Here is a 23785-nt window from a genome sequence, read left to right on the forward strand (position 1 = left end):
GGCTAGGCCGCCTGCTGTTGCAATGCGATCGCAGGACACATGACAGGGCGCACGATCCGCATCTGGAGCTGGCTGCACAAATGGACCAGCCTGCTGTGTACGCTGTTCCTGCTGATGCTGTGCCTCACCGGCATGCCGCTGATCTTCCATGACGAGATCGACGGTCTGACGCAGGCACCGCCGAGCTTTGGCGCCCCCGGCGTGGCGTCATCCGGCGTCGACAGCGCCTTGCTGCCGCTGGACTTCATGGCCCGCAAGGCGCTGGACCAGGCCCCGGGAGAAGTGCTGGTGTTCATGGCGTTCGACAACGACCAGCCGGCCATGACCATCACCACCGCTCCGCGGCCGGACTCTCCGGCGGCCGAGATGACGATCCACTCGCTGGATCGCTCCACAGGCGAGCTGCTGTGGTCGGAGGCGGATGCTGCGGATGGCGTGATGCCCTTCCTGCTGCAGCTGCATACGGATATGTTCCTGGGCCTGCCCGGCATGCTGTTCCTGGGGTTCATGGGGGTGCTCTTCGCCATTGCGCTGGTCAGCGGCGTGGTGCTGTACCTGCCCTTCACCCGCAAGCTGCCCTTCGGCACGTTGCGCGTCACGCGCCGGCCACGGGTGAAGTGGCTCGACTACCATAACCTGCTGGGCATCGCCGCCCTCGCCTGGATGATGGTGGTCGGGCTGACCGGCGTCATCAACGCACTGTCCACGCCGATCTACCAGATGTGGCAGGCGGATGAACTCGCGGAGATGACCGCCGCCTATGCCGGGCAGTCGCCGATCGCACCGCGCGATTATGGCAGTCTGGATCTCGCCATGGCCCAAGCGCGCCGCGCCGTGCCGGGGTATACCCCGCAATTCATCGCCTTCCCGGGTGGCGCCTTCAGCTCGGGTCATCATTTTGCCGTCTTCTTCCAGGGCGGCACGCCGCTGACCCAGCGCCTGCTGACACCGGCGCTGATCGACGCACGCACCGGGGCCTTTACCGATGCCCGGGCCATGCCGTGGTATGTCTCGGCCCTTGCCCTGTCCCAGCCGCTGCACTTCGGTGATTATGGCGGGATGATCCTCAAGGTGCTGTGGGCTGTGCTTACGCTGTTCACGACAATCGTGCTGGGCACGGGGGTGTATCTGTGGCTTGCCAAGGGCGCCGCCAATCGCCGCCGCCTGGCCGAGGGACGATCCGCATGAAGCGTCAGGGCGACAAGCTGGCAGTCTTCCGTGTGCCGCTGCTGCTGGCGACATGCAGCCTTGTCGGTCTGGTCAGCGCGCTCACGGGCGATGGCTGGCGCGACATGGTGGCCTGGATCGGGCTGGCCGTGCCGGTGCTCGCTGTCAGCCTGGCCCTCCGGCAGCGTCATGCCTAGCGCCGTGCCGCTCGCTGGCTGCGTGAGGAAGGCGATGCTGTTCCTCTGCCTGCTGCTGCTGCTGAGCGGACAGGCCCTCGCGGCAGACGGGCTGGAGACCCTCTTCATGCAGGATCGCCGACTCGCCATGGTGGCCGAGCGACTGCTGGTCAGCAATGCGCCGTTCTGCCGCGCGCAGATGCCGCTGACCGGCATGATCCTGCACAGCCGTGATCAGTATCAGGGTGACTGGGCCGCGCCGCTCTTTGCGGAAGGCACGCTGGCCGTCGCGCAGGTGCTGCCCGGCACGGCGGCCGAGATTGCCGGCTTGCAACCGGGTGATGGCGTCACGGCGATCGCCGGACTGCCACCCGTCAGCGCCGGCACGACCGTGCGGGAGGCGGCGCTGACGCTGCTTTCCCAGAGATGGCGTGCAGGTGACGCGCTCCGGCTGGAGATCATGCGCGATGGTACCCGGCGCAGCGTCGTGCTGCATCCCCCCGCCGGCTGCCATGCGGTCGTGGAGATCGGCACCGAAAGCGGCATGATGGCCCGTACGGATGGGCACATCGTGCATGTTCCCCTGCGACTGGCGCAGGCGGCGGACGACGCGGAAATTGCAGTGATCGTCGCTCACGAGCTTGCTCATGTGATCCTGCAGCATCGGTCCCGGCTGGAGGCGGCGGGTATTGAAAAGGGACTGCTGGGCGAACTTGGCCGTAACCGGCGCCTCATCCGCCAGGCGGAGGAGGAGGCGGACCGGCTGTCCGTCCACCTGCTGGCCAATGCCGGCTTCGAGCTGGCGTCGGCGCCGGCATTCTGGCGCGGCCCCTTGGGGCGGCGGATCGGCGGCGGGTTGCTGCGCCACCGGGCCTACCACGGGCCAGACGCGCGCGCCGCATTGCTGGAGGGCGAAATCGCCGACCATCTCGACCCCACCGCCGCGCTCCACACACCCGCGCACCTGCTGGTGCTGCGCGATCGGCCCATGGGCGGGGACGACTAGATGGTGCTGACGGGCGCGCCGGATATGTCGATGTAGCTGCGATCGTAATAGGTCAGCGGGGCGCCGTTCTGCCGATGGCGAGCCGCAACCAGTTCCCCCACCACGATCGTGTGTGTGCCGAACCGATGGCAATCGACCCGCCGGCAGACCAGAGCCGATTGCCCGCCAAGCAGCACGGGCGCGCCATGGGTCTCCGCCCATTCGCCTACCATGAAGCGATCCGCCCCACGCGCATGGGCAAATTGTTCGGCAACGTCACGGTTCTCAAGTCCCAGAACGTTGACCGCGAACAGCTCCGCCTGGGTCAGCGGGTGATGCAGCGATGCCGCCTGGTTGATGCAGACGAGGAGCGAAGGCGGATCGAAGCTCAGCGAGCTGACTGCCGTTGCCAGGATACCATGACGTTCTCCATCATGGAGGGTGGTGACGGCGTGGACCGTGGATGCCACGTGCCGCATCGCATCGCGAAAACTGTCCCGGATGGCTGCCTGATTCGTTTCGATGTCACTCACTGCATGGGGATGGCGATCCGGTGCAACGCTGGCAAGGCCCCATGTGATGTCGATGTGATCTCGTCATTGACTATCACATCGCGATGTGACAGTCTGCCTGCATGTCTGATCTAACCATCAATCGTGTGCGTGAAATGATCGCCAGCGCGAACATGACCCGTGCCGGGCTTGCTCGCGCCGCCGGTCTGCATCCCAACACCTTGCGGGACTGCACCGAGCCGAGCTGGAACCCGACGGCCGAAACCTTGCGCAAACTCGACCAGTTCCTCGACGCCAACGCCACCGGCGCCCCGGTACTGGTGGGGATCGAGGAGATCATCGACGAGGCGCGCAACGGCCGCATGTTCATCCTGGTGGATGACGAGGATCGCGAGAACGAGGGCGATATCATCGTGCCCGCGCAGATGGCCACACCCGATGCGATCAACTTCATGGTCACGCATGGCCGTGGCCTGGTGTGCCTGGCACTGTCTCCGGATCGCGTCGACGCGCTGCAGCTCGAGCCCATGAGCCGCAAGAACCGCAGCCGCATGGAAACCGCCTTCACCACCAGCATAGAAGCACGCGAGGGGATCACCACCGGCATCAGTGCGGCGGATCGCGCGCGGACCGTGGCTGTCGCGATCGACTCCACGAAGGGCGCCGACGACGTGGTCAGCCCGGGGCACATCTTCCCGCTCAGCGCGCGCGAGGGCGGCGTGCTGGTGCGTGCGGGCCATACGGAGGCTTCGGTCGACATCTCGCGGCTTGCTGGCCTAAACCCCAGCGCGGTCATCTGCGAAGTGCTGAACGACGATGGCACCATGGCCCGGCTGGAAGATCTGGTCGCCTTCGGCCGCAAGCACGGTTTGAAGATCGGCACGATCCGCGACCTGATCGCCTATCGCCGCAAGCACGATCATCTCGTGGAACGCCGCAGCGAGGCAACCTTCACCAGCCGGTGGGGCGGCGAGTGGCAGGCCGTCAGCTTCTGGAACAAGGCCACCCGCGGCGAGACGCTGGCGCTGGTCAAGGGCCGGATCGATCCGGCCAGGCCGACGCTGGTACGCATGCATTCCCTGTCTGTGTTCGACGACGTGTTCGCACAGGATTGCAACCGTACCGGCATGCTCGAAGGCGCAATGCGCACCATTGCCGATGCCGGCAGCGGCGTGGTTGTGCTGCTCAGCAGCCCGCAGGACGATTTCGCCAGCCGCGCGATCCGGCATCTGGGTCGCGTTGCGGATGAAGCGGCCGCACCGGCGGTCGAACAACGCGATTACGGCGTCGGCGCACAGATCCTGACCGAACTGGGCGTAAGCGACATGATCCTGCTGACCAACAGCCGGCATTCGCTGGTGGGTCTGGAGGGTTACGGCCTGTCCATTGTCGGCGAACAGCCGATTGCCGCCCTGCAGGAGAATATCTGATGGCCCGCTTCATGATCGTCGAAGCCCGCTTCTACGCACATCTGAATGACATGCTGATCGCCGGCGCGCGCGAGGCACTCGAGCAGGCGGGCCATGAGGTCGAGGTGCTGACCGTACCCGGCGCGCTGGAAGTGCCCGGCGCTATTGCCGCGGCAGCCGAAAGCGGCCGGTATGAAGGTTTCGTGGCCGTCGGCGTGGTGATCCGGGGCGAGACCTACCACTTCGAGATCGTCGCCGGCGAAAGCGCGCGCGCGATCATGGCGCTGACCATGGATGGAATTCCCATCGGCAACGGCATCCTCACCACGGAGAACGAGGCGCAGGCGATCGTCCGCGCTGATGCGGGCCAGGGCAACAAGGGCGCCGGAGCCGCTATCGCGGCGATGACGCTGCTGGACATTCAGCAGCGCTTCGCCTGATTTCGGACGGGCACACTTGCGCCCGTCTGCCGTTGTCACGGCATGAACAACCATCCCTGCCTTGCCGGCCCGCCATTGGTGCTGGGCGGCAACGTCTTCGGCTGGACCGCCGACGAGACGACCAGCTTCGCAGTGCTCGACCGGTTCTATGAATTGGGCGGTCGCATGATCGACACGGCACAGGGTTATTCCGACTGGGTGCCGGGTCATCAAGGCGGAGAGAGTGAGGCAGTGATCGGCCGCTGGCTGGCCAGCAGCGGCGTGCGTGCCGAGATGCGCATCGGCACCAAGACCGGCATGCATGGCGAAAGCGGAGACTTGCGACCGGAACGGGTCGCCGCCGAACTGGCACGATCGCTGGAGCGGCTTCAAACCGACTATGTCGACCTGTATTACGCGCACCGGGACGAGACCGGCACCTCGCAGGAAGATGTCGCCGCCGGCTTCGATGCGCTGGTGGAAGCCGGTACCGTGCGCGAACTGGGTGCCTCCAACTTCTCGCTGGCGCGGCTGACGGCCCTGAACGACTTGGCGCGCGAGATCGGCAGCCAGCCGTTCACCGTGCTGCAGAACGAGTACAATCTGGTTAGTCGCGAAGATTACGGTGCCGACCTGCAGGCGTATTGCGTGACGCACGGCATCATCATGCTGCCTTTCTACGGCCTGGCAGCCGGCTTTCTGACGGGCAAGTACCGCCGGCGCGAGGATCTGGCGGGGCAGGCGCGCGGCGGTGGCGTCGGCCCTTATCTCGAACGCGGGAAGCCCGTGCTGCAGGCGATGGATGCCGTTGCCGCGGAAACCGGCGCCAGCCTTGGCGCGATCGCGCTCGCCTGGCTGATGGCACAGCCCGGCATTGCCGCGCCGCTCGCCAGCGCGCGCACGCCGGAGCAGCTGAATGTGCAGTTCGAGGCGGCAAACCTGACGCTGGCGCCAGAGCAGCTGGCGCGGCTGACGGATGCCGGCCTGTGAATGGCACTTTGGAATGGGTCGCGGCCGGCGGCACGATGCTGGCAGCCGGCCTTATCGCCGCCGATCTTGGCCGCCGGGTGACTGGCTGGGGCTTCGTGCTGTTCTGCGCCGTGGCGATCTGCTGGATCATCTCCGGACTGACCGGAGGGGCCCTGCCGATTGCCGCGATGAACAGCGTGCTGCTGACCATCAATGCCTGGGGTGTTTGGCAATATCTCCTGAACCCCAAGAACCGGCGCAAGCTGGAAAAGCTGGAGGAACTGCAATCCCGGGCCGAGCAGGAGGTCGCCCGGGAAGCTGCCTGACGGAACCGGAACCGGCGGGCAGGCCCACCGGCGCCGGACCAGATCAGGCGGAGATGCGTCCGAAGCAGCCGGCGCCGGCATAGACGGCCGTGCTGCCCAGCTGTTCCTCGATCCGGATCAGCTGGTTGTACTTGGCCAGCCGGTCGGACCGGGCAAGCGAGCCGGTCTTGATCTGCCCGCAATTGGTGGCAACCGCCAGGTCGGCGATGGTGGCGTCTTCCGTCTCGCCCGACCGATGGCTCATCACCGCGGTATAACCGGCACGCTGCGCGATGCTGACCGCCTCCAGCGTTTCCGTAAGGGTACCGATCTGGTTGACCTTCACCAGCAGCGAGTTGGCCAGACCTTCGCCGATGCCCATGCGCAGCCGTTCCGGGTTGGTCACGAACAGGTCGTCTCCCACCAGCTGGACGGTGGCGCCCACGCGATCGGTCAGCGCCTTCCAGCCGGCGAAATCGTCTTCCGCCATCCCGTCCTCGATCGACCGGATCGGGTAGTTGGCGCACAGATCGGCGAGGTACCCCGCCATCTCCTCGCCGGACAGCGACAGGTTCTCACCCGAAATCTCGTACCGGCCATCGCGGAAGAACTCGGTGGCGGCGCAATCCAGCGCCAGCACGATATCCTCGCCCGGCGTGAAGCCGGCGGCGGTGACCGACTCCATGATGAAGTCCAGCGCCGCGCGCGTGCTGGCGAGATTGGGCGCGAAGCCACCCTCATCCCCGACGGAGGTGGCGAGACCCTTCTGGTGCAATCCCTTCTTCAGCGTATGGAAGATCTCGGCCCCCCACCGCACCGCTTCGGACAGGCTCGGCGCGCCGACCGGCATCACCATGAACTCCTGGAAGTCGATCGGATTGTCGGCATGTTCGCCGCCATTGATGATGTTCATCATCGGCACCGGCAGCACGTGGGCGGATACCCCTCCGATGTAGGAGTAGAGCGGCAGGCCACGGGCGTCGGCAGCGGCCTTTGCCACGGCGAGGCTTGTGCCCAGGATTGCATTGGCGCCGATCCGCCCCTTGTTGGCGGTGCCGTCCAGTTCCAGCATGGCCATGTCGACTTCGCGCTGGTCTTCGGCATCCAGGCCGATGATCTGCTCGGCGATCTCGCCATTCACCGCCTGCACGGCCTTGGTCACGCCCTTGCCCAGATAGCGCCCACTGTCACCATCGCGCAGCTCCACCGCCTCGTGCGCGCCGGTGCTGGCGCCGGATGGCACCGCCGCCCGGCCGAAGCTGCCATCATCCAGCAGGACGTCGACCTCCACGGTCGGGTTGCCACGGCTGTCGAGGATCTCGCGGGCGTGAATGTCGATGATCGCGGTCATGCAGGGTCGGCTCCGATGCTGGCGCTGGACTGGACCGGCGCGGCAGCGCCCGGCCCTTGGCGCCTCCTATGCGGCGGAACAAAGCCGTGCAAGTCGCGTTCGATTTCGGAACCATGGCTGCTGCTGCATTGCACAGTCGAAGGAGGGCGCCCGTCGCGTCCGAACGCTAAGAAGGGGATCATGCATGGCCGATACTTTTGGAAACACGACCACGCCGGGTACGCAGCCGATCACGGACGTCACCCCGATCACGCCCGCTGCGACGACTATCCCGGAAACGCCGGAACTAACCGCCAGCCACACGGCCGAGGCCAAAAGTCGCTTCACCGCCGCGCTCGACGAGGCGAAGGCTGGCGCTGCCGCACTGGGCGAAGAGGCGAAGGAACGCGCCGCCGCCTACAAGAGCGAGGCAAGCGTCCGTGGCGAAACGTACAAGAGCGATGCGTCCGCAAAGGCGAGCGACCTTGCTTATGATGGCAAGGCCAAGGTCAGCGAGGCGCTGACCAGCGTCAGCCGCCTGATCAGCGACAATGCCGGCACGGTCGACGAGAAGCTGGGCGTCAAGTATGGCGACTACGTCCGCAATGCCTCGCGCAGCATCGAAAGCACAGCCGGGCGCCTTAACGAGAAGTCGCTGGAAGAATTGGGTGAGGATGCCAAGGCATTCGTTCGCACCAGTCCTGCCACTGCCCTGAGCCTAGCGGCGGCGGCTGGCTACGTGTTTGCCCGCCTGCTGCGCAAGTAAGCGCATCATGGCTCAACAGCCTGAGTCCATCGTCCCGCCGGTGCGGGACGATGGGTTGCCGCTCGCTACCAGCGACAGCATGACAGCAGGCGGCGATGCCGCCGACGACATGCCTGACCGTTCGCTGCTGGGTGACATCGAAGCCGCGTGGCAGGATGGCAAGACATACGTCGCGGCCGAACTGGCTTTCCAGAAGACACGGGCGCGGTTTTCCACTGCCAAGCTGAAGTCGGTGGTGATCTACGGCGTTGCGGCTGTATTTCTGGCTGTGCTGGCGTTGATCGGTCTGACGGTCGGGGCAATCCTCAGTCTCGCCACTTTGATCGGCCCACTCGCAGCCACGTTGATCGTGGTGGCGATGCTGCTGCTGGTGGCTTTTGTCCTGGTGAAGCGTGCCAGTAGCAACTGGTCGGCATTGAGCGGTGCCTTCTCGTCGGAGGAGACCCGGTCATGACTGCAATCGACCTGAAACTCGCCGAAGATCGCGCCCTGCGCGATGCGGCCAAGCGGTTGCTGGATGCAGATATTGCATTCATCCGGGAAGATCTGGGCCAGCGAAGTGCCGGTGGCCGAGTGGCAGACCGCGCGGCTGACGCTGCACTCGACATCGCGGATGATGCCCTGAACTTTGCCCGCGAACATCGGACGGCGTTTGTTGCCGTGGCGGCGGTGATCGTGGCCTGGTTCGCGCGTCGGCCGATCTGCAAGGGTCTGAGCCAGCTGCGCGATACGGTCGAAGACACGTTCCGGTAGGAACACCCATGCACGGCCGTCCGTTGTCCGGATACAGCCGCATTGCAGAGGAAAAGACAGATGAACGTGGTCAAGCACAACGAGATCAAGGACCAGATCGCGGCTGGTGAGGCACGCATGCGTGCCCGTGAGGAATCCACCCTGCTGGACCGCGCCGGAGAACGCGCGATCGAAGCCAAGGACGGGTTCACGCAATTTGCCAAGGATCACCCGATCGCCGTCGTTGCGGGCGGGCTGGCGCTCGGCGTCCTGATCAGCGGCCTGTTCCGCAACTCGCCGACCCGCAAGGCAGGACGTGTGGCTGCTGCCAAGACTTCGGGCGCAGCTGCGATCGGATCACAGCTGGCCGCCAGCTGGTTTGCACAGGCGCTTTCTGCCGCAGGCGAGGCGCGCCGGGCTGGTGCCGATCAGCTCAACGACTTGGGCGACGGCATCAGCGTCGCGGGTCGCAAGGCACGACGGGAAGCAGGGCACCTGACGCATGAGGCCGGCGCAAACGCCCGCGAATTTAAGCGCGATGCCTTGCGCCTGATCGATCGCGTGGTCGGCAGCCGCAAGCACTGACCGGAAGGCGGCGCGCCGCCTTTGTTGCACTTTGCGCCCTGCCCCGTAAGGAGCGGGGCGCATCCATTTTGAGATACCGAGAAAGGGTCTGACGCATGAGCAAGCAATTGCTGCACCTGGTAATGGGCGGCCGAGTGAAGGACCCCTCTGCGCTGGAGTTCGTCGATCCCCACTCCGTTCACGTCGTCGGCGTCTTCCCCAGCTATGACGAGGCAGTCGAGGCGTGGCGCGGCAATGCGCAACGCACTGTGGACGATGCCGAAATGAAGTATGTCATCGTGCATCTGCACCGTCTGCTGGAACCGGATCTGCCGGGCGCCTGAAGCTGGCGGCGGCGACCGGATCTACGAAACATGGCGCCGCCACCTTTCAACATGCCACCTGTCTTTGCGGGAATGGCGCGAGCTACGCAGGGAAGCAGTCCCATGTCGGAGAAAGCGGCGCGAATATGTACCACCTGCGCCATGACACATCTCCCGACCTGAATCGAAACGACGCACACGGGGTGTTGGCCATCGACACTGTGACCGAGGTCCCACGGATCATCGTAGCAGGTCTGGTGCGAGATGCCGCATTGCTGCGGCTGCGGGTCGGGCGCGGGTTCACGCACTGCAATGCCCTAGTCGGCAACATCTAGCTGTCACACGGCCAAGTCGGCCGATGAAGCTTCTGGTCACAGCTACGGCATCGACGAGCCGGAAGACACCCGGCTCGCCTTTCACCTCAAGCTGGACGAGTTCGTCTGACGCAGGTCAGATGAACTCGATCTTCTCCACCATGTAGAACCGGTCGCCGCTGGGCACGGTCACTTCGACATCCTCACCCACCTGCTTGCCGATCAGCGCACGGCCCATCGGCGAGTCGTACGAGATGCGGCCCTGCTTGGCGTCTGCCTCGGTCTGGCCGACGATCTGATAGCGTTGCGGCTTGTCGTTATCGTCCAGCACGGTGACGGTCGCGCCGAAGATGATCCGGTTACCCGACAGGGTCGCCGGATCGATGATCTGCGCCCGGCTGACGCGGTCCTCCAGATCGGCGATCTGCGCCTCTACCTGGCCCTGCCGTTCCTTGGCGGCATGATATTCGGCATTTTCGGACAGGTCGCCATGCGCTCGCGCCTCCTCGATCGCATCGACGATCAGCGGGCGTTCCTTCCGGAGGGCCTTGAGGTCGGCGGTGAGCTTTTCGTAGCCCTCTGCCAGCATCGGCACTCTTTCCATAGACGTTCCCTGTCTTTCTGTCTCTTGGCTGCCCGCTGGGTCAGCGATCCGCTCCCGCCCGGTCGGGCGAATTGACGGCGTTATGTTTTCCGGAAAACACGTGGTTCATCCATAATAGTCCTGCAAGGACCGCACTTCAAGCGCACTGGCCGGGGAGCTGACGTCGGCACCCCCTGCCCTGACCGACGCAATCGCCAGCACCACTGCCGCGCTTGCGGCCGCGGTGGTATAGTAGGGGACGCGCCGATCGATCGCGCTGGCACGGATGGACTGGCTGTCCTTGTGGCTCTGCCAGCCTTCCGTGGTGTTGAAGATCAGGTCGATCTCTCCATCCACGATCCGGTCCACGATGTGCCGGCGCCCCTCGGCCACCTTGTTCACCCGCTCCACCGCGACGCCATTGTCCGTCAGGAAGGTCTGCGTCCCGCCGGTCGCCACGATCCGGAAGCCCAGCCCCGCCAGGGTCCGTACCGGTTCCAGCATCTGTGCCTTGTCGCTGTCCTTGACCGAGACGAACACGCGGCCGGTCATCGGCAGCAGGTTTCCGGCGCCCAGCTGGCTCTTCAGGAAGGCCGTGGGGAAGTCGCGGTCGATGCCCATCACCTCGCCCGTGCTCTTCATTTCGGGGGAGAGCACCGGATCGGAACCGGGGAAGCGGCTGAAGGGGAACACCGCCTCCTTCACCGACATGTAGGGCAGGTCGCGCTTGATCGGCGGAAAGTCGGCCAGCTTCTCGCCCGCCATGATCCGTGCCGCGATCTTGGCCACCGGCTGCCCGATCGCTTTCGCGACGAACGGCACCGTGCGACTGGCCCGCGGATTGACCTCGATCAGGTAGACCAGGCCATCCTTCACCGCGAACTGCACGTTCATCAGCCCCTGGACCTGCAGCGCGAGTGCCAGTTCGCGTGCCTGCCGTTCCAGCTCGGCAACGATCTCGGCCGGCAGGCTGTAGGGCGGCAGGGTGCAGGCGCTGTCGCCCGAATGGACGCCGGCTTCCTCGATATGCTGCATCACGCCGGCGATCACGACATCCTCGCCATCGCACAGCACGTCCACGTCGCACTCGATCGCGTCGCGCAGATACTGGTCCACCAGCACCGGACTGTCGCCGGAGACGTTGACCGCCGTGGCGATGTAGTCGTCCAGCTGCGCCTCGCTATCCACGATCTCCATCGCACGGCCACCCAGCACATAGGACGGGCGCAGCAGCACCGGATAGCCGATGCGGTTTGCAGCGGCGACCGCCTCGTCCCGGCTGCGGGCAAGGCCGTTGGCAGGCTGCAGCAGGTTCAGCTTGTTGACGAGCAGCGCAAACCGCTCGCGGTCTTCCGCCAGATCGATCGAGTCCGGGCTGGTGCCCAGGATCGGGATACCGGCGGTCTGCAACGCGGCGGCCAGCTTCAGCGGAGTCTGCCCGCCGAACTGCACGATCACGCCCACCAGCTCGCCCGCGGTCAGTTCCACGCGCAGGATCTCCAGCACGTCCTCCGCCGTCAGCGGTTCGAAATACAGCCGGTCCGACGTGTCGTAGTCGGTGCTCACCGTCTCCGGGTTGCAGTTGACCATGATCGTCTCGTAACCCGCCTCCGCCAGGGCGAAGCAGGCATGGACGCAGCAATAGTCGAACTCGATGCCCTGCCCGATCCGGTTCGGCCCGCCGCCCAGGATCACGATCTTGCGCCGGTCGCTCGGCGCGGCCTCGTTCTCCGGCTCGCCGAAGCTCGGCGCTTCGTAGGTCGAGTACATGTAGGGCGTTACCGCCTCGAATTCGGCGGCGCAGCTGTCGATGCGCTTGAACACCGGCAGCACGCCCAGCTTCTGCCGCAGCGCGCGCACCTCGTCCTCGCTGGTGGCACCGGCCATGGCGCGCAACGTGTCGTGCAGCAGGCCGGACCGCTTGGCCTGCGTTTCCGCCATGCCACCGGCGACGCCCACCGAACGGACCGCCAGGGTGGCCAGCCGCTTGTCGGAGAAGCCCATCGCCTTCAGCCGGCGCAAGCCCTCGGCATCGTTCGGCAACCCTTCCTGCCCGATCATCTGCTCCTCGTAGATGATCTCCTCGATCTGGCGCAGGAACCATTTGTCGTAATGGGTGATGGCATGGACTTCCTCCACGCTGAACCCTTCGCGGAACGCCTGACCCACCTGCAGCAGCCGGTCGGGCGTCGCACGACTGAGCGCGGCGGTGATCACGTCACGCGCGGCACCTTCCAGCTCCAGCACGCGGTTGAAGCCGTCCAGCCCGGTCTCCAGACCACGCAGCGCCTTCTGCATGCTTTCCTTGAAGTTGCGACCGATCGCCATGACCTCCCCGACCGACTTCATGGCGGTGGACAGGCCGTTGGTCGCGCCCTTGAACTTCTCGAACGCGAAGCGCGGGATCTTGGTGACGACATAGTCGATCGTCGGCTCGAACGCCGCTGGGGTGGCGCCGGTGATCTCGTTGGTGATCTCGTCCAGCGTGTAGCCGACCGCCAGCTTGGCCGCGACGCGCGCGATGGGGAAGCCGGTGGCCTTGGAGGCGAGCGCAGAGGACCGCGACACGCGCGGGTTCATCTCGATCACGATCAGGCGGCCATCCTTGGGATTGACCGCGAACTGCACGTTGCTGCCGCCCGTCTCCACGCCGATCTCGCGCAGCACCGCGATGCTGGCGCTACGCATGATCTGGTATTCCTTGTCCGTCAGCGTCAGCGCCGGCGCGACGGTGATGGAATCGCCGGTATGCACGCCCATCGGATCGACATTCTCGATGGAGCAGATGATGATGCAGTTGTCAGCGCGATCGCGCACGACCTCCATCTCGTACTCCTTCCAGCCGAGCAGCGATTCCTCGATCAGCACCTCGGTGGTGGGACTGGCGTCCAGGCCAGAACGGACGATCTTCTCGAACTCCGCCTTGTTGTAGGCGATGCCGCCGCCGGTTCCGCCCAGCGTGAAGCTGGGGCGGATGATGGACGGCAGGCCGGTACGTTCCAGCACGGCGAACGCCTCGTCCAGCGTGTGCGCGGTCCCGCTGCGGGCGCTTTCCAGACCGATCCTGTCCATCGCCTCGCGGAAGCGCTGGCGGTTCTCCGCCTTGTCGATCGCATCGGCATCGGCGCCGATCATCTGCACGCCGTACTTTGCCAGCGTGCCGTCCTCGAACAACGCCAGTGCGCAGTTCAGCGCGGTCTGCCCGCCCATCGTGGGCAACACCGCATCCGGCCGCTCCTTCTCGATGATCTTGGCGACGATCGCGGGGGTGATCGGCTCGATATAGGTGGCATCGGCCATGTCCGGATCGGTCATGATCGTCGCCGGATTGCTGTTCACCAGGACGACGCGATAACCTTCCTCGCGCAGCGCCTTGATTGCCTGCGTGCCCGAATAGTCGAACTCGCACGCCTGGCCGATGATGATCGGGCCGGCGCCGATGACGAGGATGGAGGAGATGTCAGTGCGTTTGGGCATCTTACGCCTTCTGGATCGCTGTAATCAGAGAGAATGGCACTTGGCCAAAACAGTGTCTGGGGCGAACCGCCTTCACCCCAGCATCCCCACAAACCGCTCGAACAGGTAAAAACTGTCCTGCGGCCCCGGGCTAGCTTCCGGATGGTACTGCACCCCGAACGCCTTCTTGCCACGGAGGCTGATCCCGCAATTGGAACCGTCGAACAGGGAGACATGCGTCTCCTCCACGCCGTCCGGCAGGGTGGCAGCGTCTACCGCGAAACCGTGGTTCATGGAGGTGATCTCCACCACGCCATCCTCCAGCCGCTTGACCGGGTGGTTGGCGCCGCGATGGCCCTGGTGCATCTTCACCGTCTGCGCACCTGCAGCCAGGCCCAGCAGCTGGTGCCCCAGGCAGATGCCGAAGATCGGCATGTCCAGTTCCAGCAATTCGCGGATCACCGGCACGGCATAGCCGCCGGTCGCCGCCGGATCGCCCGGGCCGTTGCTCAGGAACACGCCATCGGGCCGCATCGCCATGATCTCGCGCACCGGCGTTTCCGCCGGAACCACCGTCACCCGCGCGCCGGCGCGGGCCAGGTTGCGGAAGATGTTGTCCTTGCTGCCATAGTCGATCGCCACGACATGCGGGCCATCGGCGGGCGAGGCGCCGAAGCCCTTGCCCAGCTCCCACGGGCCGCCTTCCCAGCCATGGTGCTTCTCGCGGCTGACGCGCTTGGCCAGGTCCATGCCCTTCAGCCCCGGCCATTCCTGCGCCAGTTGCAGCAGCGCGGGGATGTCGAACTCGCCATGCGGCGAATGGGCCATCACCGCATTGGGCGCGCCGTTGGTGCGGATGCGGCGGGTCAGGGCGCGGGTGTCGATGCCGGACAGGCCGATCTTCAGGTGCCCGGCCATCCACTCGTCGAACTCGCGGGTGGAGCGAAAGCTGGAGTGGCGCGTCACTTCCTCGCGCACGATGCAGCCCACGGCGCTCTCGACGCCGGATTCGAGATCCTCGTCATTGGTGCCGACATTGCCGATGTGCGGGAAGGTGAAGGTGATGATCTGCGCGGCGTAGGAGGGATCGGTCATCACCTCCTGATACCCGGTCATGGCCGTGTTGAAGCAGACCTCCCCCACGGCATGGCCCACATGGCCGAACCCCTTGCCCCACACCACCGTGCCGTCTGCCAGCACCAATACCCCCGTTGCGCCTTTTGGCGGCACAGTCGAGGATGCGGAAAAAGCCATTCGGGGGCTCCCGTTTCGTTAAGATTGCCAGCGATGTTGCTAAGGGGCGGCGGCTAGACCTGCCCTCCGCATCCGTCAAGGCCGACCCCCATTTGACGGATCGATCCCGATGGCGGATGGGGCACGGCAACAGGCAATCATACCGGAAAAGAGGCTGTCATGCTGAGGGACCAGATCAAGCAGGAAACCATCACGGCGATGAAGGCGGGCGACAAGCCGCGCACGGCCGCGCTGCGCCTGATCGGCGCCAAGCTGAAGGATCGCGACATCGAGCTGCGCACGTCCACGCAGCCGGCGCCCGATGACGACGCGCTGGTGATCGACGTGCTGCAGAAGATGGCCAAGCAGCGCCGCGAATCGATCACCATGTTCCAGCAGGGCGGCCGCGACGAGCTGGCCGCGAACGAGCAGGCCGAACTGGTCGTGATCGAGGATTTCCTGCCCCGCCAGCTGGACGAGACCGAAACCCGCGCCGCGATCGAGGCCATCAAGGGCGAACTGGGTGCGACCGGCCTGAAGGACATGGGCAAGGTTATGGCGGAGCTGAAGGCGCGCCACGGCACCGTGCTCGATCTCGGCCGCGCGAGTGGCTGGGTGAAGGACTCGCTCGCCTGAACCGGCACTTGGGGGCATAGATCGCAGCCATGGCCCTGACCCCGCAATGGCTGGACGAGTTGCGCGCCCGCGTCACCCTGTCGACGGTGATCGGGCGCACGACCAAGCTCACCCGCGCCGGCCGCGAGTGGAAGGCATGCTGCCCGTTCCATAACGAGAAGAGCCCGTCCTTCACCGTCAGTGACGAGAAGGGATTTTATCATTGCTTCGGCTGCGGTGCGCATGGCGATGCGATCCGCTGGATGACAGACCAGCGCGGCCTGTCCTTCATCGATGCGGTCCAGGAACTGGCGGCGGAGGCCGGGCTGGAGGTGCCCCGCCCCGATCCCCGCGCCGCACAAGCTGCGGAACAGCGCAGCGGGTTGCACGAGGTGATGCAGGCCGCGCAGGACTGGTTCGTCGCCAACCTGCAAGGCGCCGGCGGGGCCAGGGCGCGCGACTATCTGAAGATGCGCGGGATCGACGCCCATACGATCGAACGGTTCGGCTTCGGCTTCGCCCCGCCCGACCGCAATGCGATGAAGGCCGCGCTCGGCCAGTTCGACGAGGCGCTGCTGGTGGAGGCGGGCCTGCGGATCGAGGCCGAGCAGCGCGAGAACTATGACCGCTTCCGCGACCGGCTGATGCTGCCCATCCAGGATGCACGCGGGCGCGTCATCGCGTTCGGTGGACGTATTCTGGATGCAGAAAAGAAGGACGCGCCCAAGTACCTGAACTCGCCGGACACCCCGTTGTTCGACAAGGGGCGCACCCTCTACAACCTGCATCGGGCCAGCGCCGCTTCCCGCCAGAGTGGGTCCGTTCACGTATGTGAAGGGTACATGGATGTGATCGCCCTCGCGGCGGCGGGGATCGAGGATGCCGTCGCCCCGATGGGCACTGCAGTGACGGAGCAGCAGATCGAGCTGTTGTGGCGGCTGGCGGACAAGCCGGTGCTGTGCTTCGACGGCGATGCCGCCGGGCAACGTGCCGCGATCCGGGCTGCGACGCGCGCCTTGCCGCTGCTGCGCCCCGGCCATTCGCTGCAGTTCGCCACCCTGCCCGCCGGGATGGACCCGGACGACCTGCTGCGCCGCGAAGGACGTGCCGGTCTGGACAAGGTACTGGCGGCGGCGTCCAGCCTGCTGGAGGTGGTGTGGAGCCACGAACAGGCGGCGCTGCCGCTGACCGGGCCGGAGGACAAGGCGGGCCTCAAGGCGCGGCTGATGGCGCATGTGGAAGCGATCACGCAGCAGGACATCGCCGCGCTGTACCGCCGCGAATGGCTGGACCGCTTCTCCGCGCTCGCCTTCCCCAAACGGGAGAAGGCCGAATGGCAGCCGCGGCCGCCGCAGGCGCGGGGCGGCAAGCGCCAGCCCTTCGGCAAGCCTGCCATCCTGCCGCTGCTGCCGGGCACGGCGGCGCGGCTCAACCGGGATGGCGCCGCCCGGCAGGATCCGCTGGCTGCCGCCGTGATCGCCGGACTGGCCCGCCACCCGGATCAGGTCGGCCGGCACATGGAGGCGCTGCTCCGCCTGGCAGGCGCAGACCCGGTGCTGGCCCCGCTGGTCGACGGACTGCTGCACATGGGGGAGACGGGCCCCGGCGGCGCAGCGATGCCCGCCCTGCTTGACGCAGGCGGCGCAGGCCCCATATCCGGCACTGGCAAGATCCTGCCGCCGCCGGGCAACGCTTCGTTTTCCTTCCTTCAGGAAGGTACAGACCCAGTCAGCGCGCGTGAGGATCTGGCCGAGGCGGTGGCATTGCTGGCTGAAAGGCCTGCTCTCGAAGCCGCCATTGCCGCGGTCACGGCCCGCTTCGATATCGATCCGGAAGGCGCGTTTGCCGAGCAGCAACGCTTGCGCAAACGAAAGCTGGCATTCGATGTACGACTCGGGCAGATGGCCAAAAAACGGGCTGTTGAAGCGGCCGACGATCAGGTGGATACCGGGGCCGGCCAACGGTCGTCGCCCGGCGCACAGGAAACAGGTTAGAAGAGCAGATGGCGTCGGAAGACACGACCACCGCCCCGGCGGAAGATGCACCGCTGATCGACCTCAACGAGGCGTCGATTAAAAAGCTGATCGCGAAGGCCAAGCGCCGTGGCTACATCACCGTGGACGAGCTGAACGAGGCCCTGCCCGAGGACCAGATGTCCACCGACCAGATCGAGGACGTGATGTCCGCGATCAGCGAGATGGGCGTCAACATCGTCGAGAATGACGAGGACGCAGCCGAGGAAGACGAGGAAGGCGAGCGCCGCGCGTCCGAGGATACCCCGGCCTCCGAAGACGAGGATGACGGCACGGAGCCCGACGAGGCCGCCAGCGCCAACGTTCCCGAGAAGAAGCGCAAGGAGACCACTGAACGCACCGATGATCCGGTGCGGATGTACCTGCGCGAGATGGGCGCGGTCGAACTGCTCAGTCGCGAGGGCGAGATCGCCATCGCCAAGCGGATCGAAGCCGGCCGCGACATGATGATCATGGGCCTGTGCGAGAGCCCGATCACCTTCCACGCCATCATCCAATGGTCCGAAGCACTGAACAATGGCGAGATGCAGCTGCGCGAGATCCTGGATCTCGACGCAATGCTGTCCAAGGAGCCGCCCGTCGAGAAGATGGAGGCGGACGAGGACGACGACGGCGAGATCAGCGAAGAGACCGCTGGCCCCTCTTTCAAGGAAGAGGAAGAGCCTGAGGAAGAGGCGAGCGCCGACGAGGACGAGGATGGCGAAGGGACCAGCCGCCGTCGCGAGGAAGAGGAAGAGGAGGACAACACCCTCTCCCTCGCCCAGATGGAAGCTGCGCTGAAGCCCGATGCGCTGGAACGCTTCGCGCGCATCACCGACCTGTTCAACGCGTTCGAGAAGCTGCAGGCCGAGCGCGTGGACGTGCTGGGCGCCGGCAACGACTATCCCGCCGCCAAGGAACGCCGGTACGAGGAGCTGCGCGAGCAGCTGACGGCCGAGGTCGAATCGGTCCAGTTCCATGCGACCAAGATCGAGTATCTGGTCGACAACCTGTATGCCTTCAACCGCCGGCTGACGATGCTGGGCGGGCAGATGCTGCGTCTGGCCGAACGGCACAAGGTCAAGCGGGTCGACTTCCTGAACGCCTATCTCGGCAACGAGCTGGACGACGCCTGGCTGGGTTCCATGGTGAAGAAGGACAAGAAGTGGACCGCCTTCGCCACGACCGAAGCCGAGCCGGTGGAGCGTATCCGCGCCGAGATATCCGACATCGCCGCGCAGACGGGCATGAGCCTGGGCGAGTTCCGCCGCATCGTGAACATGGTGCAGAAGGGCGAGCGTGAGGCGCGCATCGCCAAGAAGGAGATGGTCGAGGCGAACCTGCGCCTCGTGATCTCCATCGCCAAGAAGTACACCAATCGCGGCCTGCAATTCCTGGATCTGATCCAGGAAGGAAACATCGGCCTGATGAAGGCGGTCGACAAGTTCGAGTATCGCCGCGGCTACAAGTTCAGCACCTATGCCACCTGGTGGATCCGGCAGGCGATCACCCGCTCGATCGCGGACCAGGCGCGGACAATCCGCATCCCGGTCCACATGATCGAGACGATCAACAAGCTGGTCCGCACCAGCCGCCAGTTCCTGCACGAGCAAGGCCGCGAGCCGACCCCGGAGGAGATGGCCGAGCGTCTCTCCATGCCGCTGGAGAAGGTGCGCAAGGTGATGAAGATCGCCAAGGAGCCGATCTCCCTCGAGACGCCGATCGGCGACGAGGAAGACAGCCATCTGGGCGACTTCATCGAGGACAAGAATGCGATCATCCCGGTGGATGCCGCGATCCAGGCCAACCTGAAGGAAACGGTCACCCGCGTGCTGGCCAGCCTGACCCCGCGTGAGGAACGCGTGCTACGCATGCGCTTCGGTATCGGCATGAACACCGATCACACGCTGGAAGAGGTGGGTCAGCAGTTCTCCGTCACCCGCGAGCGTATCCGCCAGATCGAGGCCAAGGCGCTCAGGAAGCTGAAGCATCCGAGCCGCAGCCGGAAGATGCGCTCTTTCCTGGACCAGTAGGCAACCGGAACCGGTGCGAGTTGGCGAACGGATTGCCTGAACTGTGATGACGCTCGACTTCGAGGCGCTATTCGCCCGCTCGCCCAATCCGTACGTAGTGATCGATCCGGAGCTCACGATCGTGTGGGCGAACGATGCCTATCTGCGGGTCACCATGCGCGACCGTGACGACATCCTTGGTCGCGGCATGTTCGAAGCGTTCCCGGCCGATCCCGCGTCCGAGAGCTCCCGCCTGCTCGACTCTTCGCTGCAGCGTGTGCTGGCCACCGGGCAGGCGGACGAGATCGCCATCATCCGCTACGACATCCGCCGGCCGGACGAGACGATGGACACCCGGTACTGGAGCGCGACGCACACGCCCCTGCTGGACGAGGCAGGCGCGCTGCAGTACATCCTGCAGCACACGGTCGACGTGACCGAACTGCACGAACTGCGCCGCGCCCGTGACGAAGCCGGGCTGATGCGCCGGGCCAGCGCAGTGCAGGACCGCAACCGCGACCTTGCCGCCGAAAGCCGCCGGCTGATCGACTTCTTCGCCCATGCGCCCGGCTTCGTGGCGCTGCTGGACGGGCCGGACCATCGCTTTACCATGGCCAATCAGGCCTATCGCACACTGGTCGGCCGTGATGATCTGATCGGCAAGTCGGTGAGCGAAGCGTTACCGGAGGTGATGGAGCAGGGTTTCGGCGCGGTGCTGGACCGCGTGCGCGTGACCGGCGAGCCCTTCTTCGGCCGACGCTTGCCGGTGTACCTGCAGCGCACCTCCACCGGTTCCGCCGCTGCCCTGGTACTCAACTTCATCTTCCAGCCGGTGTTCGGCGTGGACGACCAGATCAGCGGCATCATCATCCAGGGCTACGACGTCACGGAGGAAGTCGAGTACGAGGAACGGCAGGCAATGCTGGTCGCCGAGCTGAACCACCGGGTAAAGAACACGCTGGCGGTGGTGCAGGGACTCGCCGGTCAGTCGTTCCGCCGGGTGGCGGGCGCCCAGGAGGCGAACGCGATCTTCTCGGCCCGCCTGAAAGCGCTCGGGGCGGCCCATTCGCTGCTGACCGATGCGCACTGGGGCGGCACCCAGCTGGCAGAAACGATCCGCAGGTCGGCCGAGGCTACCGCGGGCGAGGCGATCAGCCGGTTCATCCTGGAGGGGCCGGACATCGCGCTGCAACCGCAGACCGCAGTTTCGCTCGCGATGATCGTACACGAAATGTGCACCAATGCGGTGAAGTATGGCGCCCTTGCCACTGACGAAGGGCAGATCGCCATAGACTGGTCCATTACCGAAGATGCGGCGCGGCAATTCACCCTTAACTGGCGGGAGAGCGGCGGACCGATCGTGGCACCGGCGCCGGCCGCCGGCTTTGGCACGCGGCTGATCCGGCGCGGACTGTCGACCGACGGCACCGGGCGGGTGGAGATGGATTTCGCGCCTGACGGTCTCACCTGCAAGATTACCGCGAAACTGGGTGAGCCGGAACCGCAAGCCCCCATGAACAGTATCCCGCAACGATGAAACTAACGGGCAACAAGGTTCTGCTGGTCGAGGACGAGCCGATCATCGGCTTCGAGCTGGAAGACATGATGGCCAGCGAGGGCGCCAGCGCCGTACTGGCATGCTCCCTGTCGGAAGGGCTGCAACTTGCCCGCAGGCACAGCTTCGACGCCGCGATCCTGGACGTGAACCTCCATGGGCAGGAAAGTTACCCGCTGGCGCGCGAACTACTTCAGGCCCGGGTGCCGGTGATCTTCGCCACCGGGTACGGCAACCAGACGCGGCCGGATGATCTGGCGAGCGTGCCGACCGTGACCAAGCCTTACGACATCTGCGCAATCCGGGCGGCGTTTACCTGCTGAGCTGACGAGCGGGCGGACGGACCCGATCCCCTGCATGGTCTGACGCCGGTTTCACGGGCGCCGAGGCACGACTTTCCCGACAGGCTCGTCGCCGGTTTCGCCATGCGAATGGCGCCATGACGGCCAGCCTTGCAACCCGGATCGGCACCATGCCGGCAAGATGCAGGGCAAAAGCCGCCTTTGTCGCCGCTTTTTTGCGCGACCTGCTGGCAAGCGGGCGAGCGTTCCGCTAAGGGCGCCGGCATGAAGATCGCGCTCGCCTCCGACCACGCCGCTGTCGATCTGAAGGCCGACCTTGCAGGCTGGCTGCGCGAACAGGGGCATGACGTCACGGATCTCGGCCCGGGTGGTGCCGGATCGGTCGACTATCCCGATTACGGCTACCGCCTCGCCACGGCACTGGCGGATGGCGTTGCCGAGCGCGGCATTGCGCTGTGCGGCTCCGGCATCGGCATCGGTATCGCGCTGAACCGCCACCCTGCGGTGCGCTGCGCCCAGGTGAGCGAGCCACTGTCGGCCCGTCTGGCGCGGATGCACAATGACGCAAACGCCATTGCGCTGGGCGCACGGCTGATCGGGCCGGAGATGGCCCGCGCCTGCGTCGCCGCCTTTCTCGGCACCACCTTCGAAGCCGGCCGCCACCAGCGCCGGGTCGACATGCTTTCCCATCCACCGATCAGCCAGGAGCCGGCATGACCGCGACCACTCCCACCCTCGCCATGGATCGTCCCGTCGGCGGCGATGCGCTGCAGACTTTCTGGGGCGACACGCTGGAAGATGCCGATCCCGCTGTCGCGGCGATCATCGGCCGTGAACTGGCGCGGCAGCGTGACCGGATCGAGCTGATCGCGAGCGAGAACATCGCCAGCCCCGCCGTGCTGGAGGCAACCGGGTCGGTCTTCACCAACAAATATGCCGAGGGTTACCCCGGCAAGCGCTATTATGGCGGCTGCGAGCATGCCGACGAGGTCGAGCGGCTGGCGATCGAGCGGGTCACCCAGCTGTTCGGCTGCCGGTTCGCCAACGTGCAGCCCAATTCGGGCAGCCAGATGAACCAGGCGGTGTTCCTGGCGCTGCTCAGTCCCGGCGATACCTTCATGGGCCTCGACCTCGCCAGCGGCGGGCACCTGACGCATGGCAGCCCGGTGAACATGAGCGGCAAGTGGTTCAACGCGGTGCCTTATGGCGTGCGGCGCGAGGATTGCCTGCTGGACATGGACCAGGTCCGCAGCCTGGCGCGCGAGCACAAGCCCAAGCTGATCATCGCCGGTGGCACGGCCTATCCGCGCCACTGGGACTTTGCCGCCTTCCGCGAAATCGCGGATGAGGTCGGCGCATGGCTGCTGGTGGACATGTCGCACTTCTCCGGCCTGGTGGCCGGCGGCGTGCACCCCTCCCCCTTCCCCCATGCGCATGTGGTCACCACCACGACGCACAAGTCGCTGCGCGGGCCGCGCTCCGGCGTGATACTGACGGATGACGAGGATCTGCTCAAGAAGCTGAACATGGCGGTGTTTCCCGGCATGCAGGGTGGACCGCTGATGCATGTCATCGCCGGCAAGGCAGTCGCTTTCGGAGAGGCTCTGCGCCCTGAGTTCCGTACCTATGCCGCCAACATCGTCGCCAATGCCAAGGCGCTGGCCGCGGCGTTGCAGGAGCATGGCCTGCCCTGCGTGTCCGGCGGCACGGACAACCACCTCGTGCTGGTCGACCTGACGCAGGCCGATGTCACCGGCAAGGCGGCGGAGCGCGCGCTCGACCGGGCATTCCTGACCTGCAACAAGAACGCGGTGCCATTCGATGCGCGGTCGCCCTTCGTCACCTCCGGCATCCGCCTGGGCACTCCGGCCGCCACCACGCGCGGCTTCGGCACGGAACAGTTCGCCCAGGTTGGCCGTATGATTGCCGACGTGGTCGCGGGCCTGTCGCGCAACGGCGACGAAGGTGACGGCCAGGTCGAGGAAGCCGTGCGGCGGCAGGCAACGGAGCTGTGCCACGCCTTTCCTGTCTATCCCGGGAGATAAG

General features: G+C 65.8%; 24 protein-coding genes. 19 read left to right on the forward strand and 5 right to left on the reverse strand.

The features are described from left to right. The first annotated feature begins 39 nt into the window (after window positions 1-39). From PK98_RS05355 to PK98_RS05365, 3 genes are read left to right on the forward strand one after another with little or no spacing between them, the layout of a single operon-like run. Window positions 40-1188 (forward strand): PepSY-associated TM helix domain-containing protein, encoded by a 1149-nt coding sequence (locus PK98_RS05355; protein ID WP_039094837.1) that lies wholly within the window; start codon window positions 40-42, stop codon window positions 1186-1188. Further along, a complete protein-coding gene (locus tag PK98_RS05360) occupies window positions 1185-1364 on the forward strand; it encodes a hypothetical protein (RefSeq protein WP_039094839.1) in 180 nt (59 codons plus the stop codon). The genes PK98_RS05355 and PK98_RS05360 overlap by 4 nt, the downstream gene beginning before the upstream one ends. Before the next feature lie 34 nt (window positions 1365-1398). Next, window positions 1399-2349 (forward strand): M48 family metallopeptidase, encoded by a 951-nt coding sequence (locus tag PK98_RS05365; RefSeq protein WP_052208060.1) that lies wholly within the window; start codon window positions 1399-1401, stop codon window positions 2347-2349. Here the strand turns inward: PK98_RS05365 and PK98_RS05370 are convergent. Continuing rightward, window positions 2346-2861 carry a flavin reductase family protein gene (locus PK98_RS05370; RefSeq protein ID WP_039094841.1) on the reverse strand — a complete coding sequence of 172 codons (516 nt, stop codon included), beginning with the start codon at window positions 2859-2861 and terminating at the stop codon, window positions 2346-2348. The genes PK98_RS05365 and PK98_RS05370 overlap by 4 nt on opposite strands. A gap of 101 nt (window positions 2862-2962) precedes the next feature. Between PK98_RS05370 and ribB the strand changes: the two genes are divergently transcribed. Genes ribB through PK98_RS05390 form a run of 4 tightly spaced genes read left to right on the forward strand, consistent with a single transcriptional unit; the run spans window position 2963 to window position 5963 of the window. After that, window positions 2963-4270, forward strand: a complete 1308-nt coding sequence (gene ribB, locus PK98_RS05375; protein ID WP_039094843.1) for a 3,4-dihydroxy-2-butanone-4-phosphate synthase — start codon at window positions 2963-2965, stop codon at window positions 4268-4270. Then, the gene (ribH, locus tag PK98_RS05380; protein ID WP_039094845.1) at window positions 4270-4689 is read left to right on the forward strand and encodes a 6,7-dimethyl-8-ribityllumazine synthase; all 420 of its coding nucleotides are present in this window, start codon (window positions 4270-4272) and stop codon (window positions 4687-4689) included. The genes ribB and ribH overlap by 1 nt, the downstream gene beginning before the upstream one ends. A gap of 42 nt (window positions 4690-4731) precedes the next feature. Then, window positions 4732-5658: an aldo/keto reductase gene (locus tag PK98_RS05385; protein WP_039094847.1), complete on the forward strand. Its 927-nt coding sequence runs from the start codon at window positions 4732-4734 to the stop codon at window positions 5656-5658. Then, complete coding sequence (locus PK98_RS05390; protein WP_039094849.1) at window positions 5655-5963, forward strand: hypothetical protein; 309 nt, start codon at window positions 5655-5657, stop codon at window positions 5961-5963. Before PK98_RS05385 ends, PK98_RS05390 begins: the two co-directional genes overlap by 4 nt. A gap of 43 nt (window positions 5964-6006) precedes the next feature. Here the strand turns inward: PK98_RS05390 and eno are convergent, their stop codons facing one another. Continuing rightward, entirely contained in the window at window positions 6007-7293 is a 1287-nt protein-coding gene (gene eno, locus PK98_RS05395; protein ID WP_039094850.1) for a phosphopyruvate hydratase, read from the reverse strand. 184 nt (window positions 7294-7477) lie between these two features. Between eno and PK98_RS05400 the strand changes: the two genes are divergently transcribed. The 5 genes from PK98_RS05400 (at window position 7478) to PK98_RS05420 (ending at window position 9678) form a co-directional block, all read left to right on the forward strand. Then, window positions 7478-8038: a hypothetical protein gene (locus PK98_RS05400; RefSeq protein ID WP_052208063.1), complete on the forward strand. Its 561-nt coding sequence runs from the start codon at window positions 7478-7480 to the stop codon at window positions 8036-8038. A 7-nt stretch (window positions 8039-8045) separates the two neighbouring features. After that, complete coding sequence (locus PK98_RS15920; RefSeq protein WP_052208065.1) at window positions 8046-8492, forward strand: phage holin family protein; 447 nt, start codon at window positions 8046-8048, stop codon at window positions 8490-8492. After that, a complete protein-coding gene (locus PK98_RS05410; protein ID WP_039094852.1) occupies window positions 8489-8791 on the forward strand; it encodes a hypothetical protein in 303 nt (100 codons plus the stop codon). Before PK98_RS15920 ends, PK98_RS05410 begins: the two co-directional genes overlap by 4 nt. Window positions 8792-8851: 60 nt before the next feature. After that, window positions 8852-9355, forward strand: a complete 504-nt coding sequence (locus PK98_RS05415) for a hypothetical protein (protein WP_039094854.1) — start codon at window positions 8852-8854, stop codon at window positions 9353-9355. A 95-nt stretch (window positions 9356-9450) separates the two neighbouring features. Continuing rightward, window positions 9451-9678: a DUF4170 domain-containing protein gene (locus PK98_RS05420; protein WP_081996044.1), complete on the forward strand. Its 228-nt coding sequence runs from the start codon at window positions 9451-9453 to the stop codon at window positions 9676-9678. A gap of 429 nt (window positions 9679-10107) precedes the next feature. Here the strand turns inward: PK98_RS05420 and greA are convergent, their stop codons facing one another. The 3 genes from greA to carA all read right to left on the reverse strand — a co-directional run bounded on the left by greA (window position 10108) and on the right by carA (window position 15264). Then, complete coding sequence (gene greA / locus PK98_RS05430; RefSeq protein ID WP_039094860.1) at window positions 10108-10575, reverse strand: transcription elongation factor GreA; 468 nt, start codon at window positions 10573-10575, stop codon at window positions 10108-10110. 105 nt (window positions 10576-10680) lie between these two features. After that, window positions 10681-14031: a carbamoyl-phosphate synthase large subunit gene (carB, locus tag PK98_RS05435; protein WP_039094863.1), complete on the reverse strand. Its 3351-nt coding sequence runs from the start codon at window positions 14029-14031 to the stop codon at window positions 10681-10683. Window positions 14032-14103: 72 nt separating this feature from the next. Next, the gene (carA, locus tag PK98_RS05440) at window positions 14104-15264 is read right to left on the reverse strand and encodes a glutamine-hydrolyzing carbamoyl-phosphate synthase small subunit (RefSeq protein ID WP_039094865.1); all 1161 of its coding nucleotides are present in this window, start codon (window positions 15262-15264) and stop codon (window positions 14104-14106) included. A gap of 159 nt (window positions 15265-15423) precedes the next feature. On the opposite strand from carA, the gene PK98_RS05445 reads away from it, so the two are divergent. The 7 genes from PK98_RS05445 (at window position 15424) to glyA (ending at window position 23784) form a co-directional block, all read left to right on the forward strand. After that, the gene (locus PK98_RS05445; protein ID WP_039094867.1) at window positions 15424-15879 is read left to right on the forward strand and encodes a GatB/YqeY domain-containing protein; all 456 of its coding nucleotides are present in this window, start codon (window positions 15424-15426) and stop codon (window positions 15877-15879) included. Between the two features lie 29 nt (window positions 15880-15908). Further along, a complete protein-coding gene (gene dnaG, locus PK98_RS05450) occupies window positions 15909-17852 on the forward strand; it encodes a DNA primase (RefSeq protein ID WP_039094869.1) in 1944 nt (647 codons plus the stop codon). A gap of 8 nt (window positions 17853-17860) precedes the next feature. Beyond that, the gene (gene rpoD, locus PK98_RS05455) at window positions 17861-19903 is read left to right on the forward strand and encodes an RNA polymerase sigma factor RpoD (RefSeq protein WP_039094871.1); all 2043 of its coding nucleotides are present in this window, start codon (window positions 17861-17863) and stop codon (window positions 19901-19903) included. 46 nt (window positions 19904-19949) lie between these two features. Continuing rightward, the gene (locus PK98_RS05460; protein WP_039094873.1) at window positions 19950-21419 is read left to right on the forward strand and encodes a sensor histidine kinase; all 1470 of its coding nucleotides are present in this window, start codon (window positions 19950-19952) and stop codon (window positions 21417-21419) included. Next, window positions 21416-21760, forward strand: coding sequence for a response regulator (locus tag PK98_RS05465; protein WP_039094875.1), 345 nt, complete (start codon window positions 21416-21418; stop codon window positions 21758-21760). Before PK98_RS05460 ends, PK98_RS05465 begins: the two co-directional genes overlap by 4 nt. Window positions 21761-22003: 243 nt before the next feature. Then, window positions 22004-22456: an RpiB/LacA/LacB family sugar-phosphate isomerase gene (locus PK98_RS05470; RefSeq protein ID WP_039094876.1), complete on the forward strand. Its 453-nt coding sequence runs from the start codon at window positions 22004-22006 to the stop codon at window positions 22454-22456. A 23-nt stretch (window positions 22457-22479) separates the two neighbouring features. Next, on the forward strand, window positions 22480-23784 hold the full coding sequence (glyA, locus tag PK98_RS05475; RefSeq protein ID WP_235425461.1) for a serine hydroxymethyltransferase: 1305 nt from the start codon (window positions 22480-22482) through the stop codon (window positions 23782-23784). Window position 23785: the final 1 nt, after the last annotated feature.

This window comes from Croceibacterium mercuriale (assembly GCF_000802385.1).
GTDB classification, from domain to species: domain Bacteria; phylum Pseudomonadota; class Alphaproteobacteria; order Sphingomonadales; family Sphingomonadaceae; genus Croceibacterium; species Croceibacterium mercuriale.

Excerpts from the sequence above, each read along its gene's own strand:
- dnaG (WP_039094869.1), top strand. The coding sequence starts at position 15,909 with ATGGCCCTGACCCCGCAATGGCTGGACGAGTTGCGCGCCCGCGTCACC.
- PK98_RS05355 (WP_039094837.1), top strand. The coding sequence starts at position 40 with ATGACAGGGCGCACGATCCGCATCTGGAGCTGGCTGCACAAATGGACC.
- PK98_RS05415 (WP_039094854.1), top strand. The coding sequence starts at position 8,852 with ATGAACGTGGTCAAGCACAACGAGATCAAGGACCAGATCGCGGCTGGT.
- glyA (WP_235425461.1), top strand. The coding sequence starts at position 22,480 with ATGGATCGTCCCGTCGGCGGCGATGCGCTGCAGACTTTCTGGGGCGAC.
- PK98_RS05445 (WP_039094867.1), top strand. The coding sequence starts at position 15,424 with ATGCTGAGGGACCAGATCAAGCAGGAAACCATCACGGCGATGAAGGCG.
- ribB (WP_039094843.1), top strand. The coding sequence starts at position 2,963 with ATGTCTGATCTAACCATCAATCGTGTGCGTGAAATGATCGCCAGCGCG.
- PK98_RS05360 (WP_039094839.1), top strand. The coding sequence starts at position 1,185 with ATGAAGCGTCAGGGCGACAAGCTGGCAGTCTTCCGTGTGCCGCTGCTG.
- carB (WP_039094863.1), bottom strand. The coding sequence starts at position 14,031 with ATGCCCAAACGCACTGACATCTCCTCCATCCTCGTCATCGGCGCCGGC.
- PK98_RS05400 (WP_052208063.1), top strand. The coding sequence starts at position 7,478 with ATGGCCGATACTTTTGGAAACACGACCACGCCGGGTACGCAGCCGATC.
- PK98_RS05460 (WP_039094873.1), top strand. The coding sequence starts at position 19,950 with ATGACGCTCGACTTCGAGGCGCTATTCGCCCGCTCGCCCAATCCGTAC.
- ribH (WP_039094845.1), top strand. The coding sequence starts at position 4,270 with ATGGCCCGCTTCATGATCGTCGAAGCCCGCTTCTACGCACATCTGAAT.
- PK98_RS05365 (WP_052208060.1), top strand. The coding sequence starts at position 1,399 with ATGCTGTTCCTCTGCCTGCTGCTGCTGCTGAGCGGACAGGCCCTCGCG.
- PK98_RS05470 (WP_039094876.1), top strand. The coding sequence starts at position 22,004 with ATGAAGATCGCGCTCGCCTCCGACCACGCCGCTGTCGATCTGAAGGCC.
- PK98_RS05465 (WP_039094875.1), top strand. The coding sequence starts at position 21,416 with ATGAAACTAACGGGCAACAAGGTTCTGCTGGTCGAGGACGAGCCGATC.
- carA (WP_039094865.1), bottom strand. The coding sequence starts at position 15,264 with ATGGCTTTTTCCGCATCCTCGACTGTGCCGCCAAAAGGCGCAACGGGG.
- greA (WP_039094860.1), bottom strand. The coding sequence starts at position 10,575 with ATGGAAAGAGTGCCGATGCTGGCAGAGGGCTACGAAAAGCTCACCGCC.
- PK98_RS05410 (WP_039094852.1), top strand. The coding sequence starts at position 8,489 with ATGACTGCAATCGACCTGAAACTCGCCGAAGATCGCGCCCTGCGCGAT.
- PK98_RS15920 (WP_052208065.1), top strand. The coding sequence starts at position 8,046 with ATGGCTCAACAGCCTGAGTCCATCGTCCCGCCGGTGCGGGACGATGGG.
- PK98_RS05385 (WP_039094847.1), top strand. The coding sequence starts at position 4,732 with ATGAACAACCATCCCTGCCTTGCCGGCCCGCCATTGGTGCTGGGCGGC.
- PK98_RS05420 (WP_081996044.1), top strand. The coding sequence starts at position 9,451 with ATGAGCAAGCAATTGCTGCACCTGGTAATGGGCGGCCGAGTGAAGGAC.
- eno (WP_039094850.1), bottom strand. The coding sequence starts at position 7,293 with ATGACCGCGATCATCGACATTCACGCCCGCGAGATCCTCGACAGCCGT.
- rpoD (WP_039094871.1), top strand. The coding sequence starts at position 17,861 with ATGGCGTCGGAAGACACGACCACCGCCCCGGCGGAAGATGCACCGCTG.